This is a genomic window from Thermogemmatispora sp. (assembly GCF_019683755.1).
Lineage (GTDB): Bacteria > Chloroflexota > Ktedonobacteria > Ktedonobacterales > Ktedonobacteraceae > Thermogemmatispora.
In genome coordinates this window covers 1-3182 of sequence record NZ_JADGHT010000445.1, presented here as the reverse complement: position 1 = coordinate 3182, position 3182 = coordinate 1, and the positions used below count along the sequence as shown (strand labels likewise).

3 protein-coding genes are annotated in these 3182 nt (G+C 57.5%); all 3 read right to left on the bottom strand.

Going from position 1 to position 3182, the window contains the following annotated elements; all coding sequences use genetic code 11:
• Nucleotides 1-378: 378 nt before the first annotated feature.
• Nucleotides 379-516 carry a hypothetical protein gene (locus IRZ24_RS18550; protein WP_297167659.1) on the bottom strand — a complete coding sequence of 46 codons (138 nt, stop codon included), beginning with the start codon at nt 514-516 and terminating at the stop codon, nt 379-381.
• Nucleotides 509-976, bottom strand: a complete 468-nt coding sequence (locus IRZ24_RS18545; protein WP_297167663.1) for an aminopeptidase — start codon at nt 974-976, stop codon at nt 509-511. Before IRZ24_RS18545 ends, IRZ24_RS18550 begins: the two co-directional genes overlap by 8 nt.
• A gap of 82 nt (nt 977-1058) precedes the next feature.
• Nucleotides 1059-2399, bottom strand: a complete 1341-nt coding sequence (locus tag IRZ24_RS18540; RefSeq protein WP_297167656.1) for an MFS transporter — start codon at nt 2397-2399, stop codon at nt 1059-1061.
• Between the last annotated feature and the right edge of the window lie 783 nt (nt 2400-3182).

The window sequence follows — 3182 nt, the reverse complement described above, 5'->3', positions numbered from 1 at the left end:
CCTGTTTTGTTAGCTCGTCGCAGCAGCACCAGGACAGGAAGCCAGGAGCTATCTAGGTCAGCTAGTACTCGTGCCGCTTCGATTAGCAGGTGCTTGGTAGTGCGCTGAATACGGTAGTTATTGCCAATAGCGAATGCTCCCAGTCGACGCGCACCCTCATCGACGATCAGCATGCGATCCAGATAGAGTTGACCGTGGGTCGCCTAGGTCTTAACTACTACCTCCTCCTGCAGGCGTACATCTCCTAGCTGGAAGCCCTGATAGCTGGACGGGAAGCGAAAGCGAATCCACGCGTTGGCCGAGGTCTCCACGGGACTGGTAAAGATCTCTCCGCCGGGCAGATTGTAGCGGCCATCGTCGCTGATAAAGCGACCTCCCTTAGTAGGAGAGGGTCAGCTCCACATCGGGACCGCGCAGCTCGACCGTGGCCTCCTCTCGCTCGGCCAGCCAAGCCACCAGCCGCTCCTGCTGATGCAGCAGTTCGCGCCAATGCGTCAGCAGGTCCTCCTCATCCAAAAAGCAGGCCCCGCCGAGAAAGTCCCTCGAAATCGCTCAGGGACATACCCGCGTTCTGAGCACAGGCGGGTGTCGGGAACATGGTCGCTGTCCAACGAAGCGACTGCGGATCATGGCGCCGATCAGGTAGCGTACGTTCCTGCACGATTTCACGCATGACACTTGCCGCTTGCTGCGCGAGCGCCAGACGAGCCGGATCGACACCGCTCAGCTCGCAGGTGTTTTCCTCTGATTCGATATCAAGGAGAGCTGCATACTCCTCCCAGAGCAAACGCTGCAATGGCGACACAAAGGTCAATTGCTCCTCAGAGGCCTCCTTGAGAAGGATCTCCATCAGACCTGGTAGCTGCAAGAGACTAGAAACAAGGGCGCCGGCACGCACAGCCTCCCGCGCGACCTCGCGAATCAGCGGAGCTGCCAGTGGGGTAGCGAGAATCGCCAACCGATTGCCTCTGCGCAGATCTCAGGAATGATGAACAAGGACGCGCGCCATGCGCTGCACACGCGGGACAGACATCGGCTTGCTTTTGCCTCCTTGAACGCTAGGCCTGCGCAGCCTGCTCCGGCCCCGTCTCAGTCGAAGCCTGCGACGCCGCGATAGGCTCAATTCTAGTTGGTAACCCGAACCAACCGAGGAGACCAGCTAACACCGTCAGCCAGCCTCCGATGATAAAGAGAATATACACCGGAATGAATTGAGCCACATAGCCCCCGATGGCAATCGACAGCACGCTGGCAATGAACATACTGGTCTGGATGACAGCCTCGACACGCCCGATCAGCGTGCGCGGAGAACAGAGCAGCACGAGTGCCATATAGCCCACTTCGATCCCCCCTTGCAGTAGCCCCGTGAGGCTGCAGAAGAACAAGGCCAATGGGAACCAGACTTGCAAGCCAAAGACGACAATCCCTAGCCCCGTCAGGAAGACGCTACCAGTCAGCAAGGAGCGCGGAGAGAGCTTCTTGCTCAAGGCCCCTGCGATCAGTGAGCCAATCAGCAGACCAACACCGCTGCCTGTGGCCATGGGGCCATAGAGTTCGGGGCTGACATGCAGACGCTGGCTGATAAAGACAATATCCAGGGCATTCAGTGCGCCAACGCCAAACCAGTTGACGACCAACAGGATCATGACCACACGCAGCACCCGCGAGCCAAGGACAAAACGGAAGCCGTCAACAAGCTCGGTCAGAACTGCCCGCATGGCACTTTCCCCGGTCGTCTGGCGCTGCGCTCCCGGATGCAGAGCCTGGGGTGAGACGCGCATGGCCAGAATACAGAGGGCAGAGATCAGGAAGGAGAGCGCATTGAGAATGGTCCCTAGATAAGGACCCACCAGGAAGTAGAGACCCGCGCCAAGGCTGGGGCCCGCAATGACAGCAAAGGCAAAACTGGACTGCAAGATGGAGGCCGCTCGTGGCTGGTCTGGCTGGGCCAGAATGACTTGCATGACTCCCGAGCGGGCCGGCGAGAAGAAGCGACCCAAGCTGTTGATCAGAAAGACCGCGAGATAGATAGCAGGGAGCCGTAGCGCCGGCGGCACTAACAAGGGCCATAAGGCGATAAAGCAACGCAGCAGGTCCGCGACGACCATGATTTGTCGACGGTTCCAGCGATCAACAAAGACCCCTGCAATCGGCCCTACCACGACGTACGGGAGATACTGCGCCGCCCAGATACCGCTGACTGAGGCTGCTGTAGGTACGAGGGCATAGGCCCAGATTTGTAAGGTGGTGCTGTAGATGAAGTCTCCCAGATAGGAAATGATCTGACCACCTGTCAGGAGCAGAAAATTGCTATTGCGTAGCAGTCCGGGAGGAGGGGTCTCGTTCAGAGACTGGGTAACTGCCTGCGAGCCTGTAGGCTGCTGCGAATCCAAAGCCATGCAGAACATCCTTTCTCTGTCAGAATAGCACTGATCGCATCCAATGCAGGTGAGAGCAGGTCCACAGCCCCAGCCCAGGTCGTCTGCCTGCCTCAAGCGTAGACAAGAGCAGAGAGACGAGCAAACGAGCAAGCATTGAAAGGGCAAGCAAAACCCTGAGCTTGGCCAGAGAAACAAGCAAGAGCATGGGAGATGAGCCATTCTCACCAGGCGAGCTAACAGATGACGGCCCGGCACCTCATGGCAACGCCAACGCTGCTAGCCCGGCAGACATTCCCAGATGGGCAGCGTCGCGAGAGCCGCCCCAGCTCATTCCCTGCGCACCCTTCGCCCTGCTGCCCGGCTGCCTAAGGGAGCGGACGGCAGTCCCGGACTAGGTGACCTGAGTGGCGAATAGGCACATTGGCCACCCCTCCGGTGATCCGTTATACTACGCCGCATCGCTGTTGAATTAGCCGAACAGCAGCGACAAAGCCTTGGACGTGTAGATCTAGCAGAGCCTTTTAGCTGCCAATGGTTCGCAATACTCAAGCATTGATCTACTCTTATCGATAGACACTTGCAATCATGCAAAAAGATAAAGTACAGATGGCCATGTTGTCAAGGCATTTTGGAGCAAGATCATCAGCTTGATGGTCTGGCAAGGATAGTCCGTGATCTCTGCAATTCGCAAGAAAAAAAGAAGGCTGGCTGATAGCTATCGAGACATGCTACAATAGAGGGGTAACCACTGCGGGTATTGCCAGCCACAGTGGTTCTGTGGCTTCTAAGAGGGGGAGACCA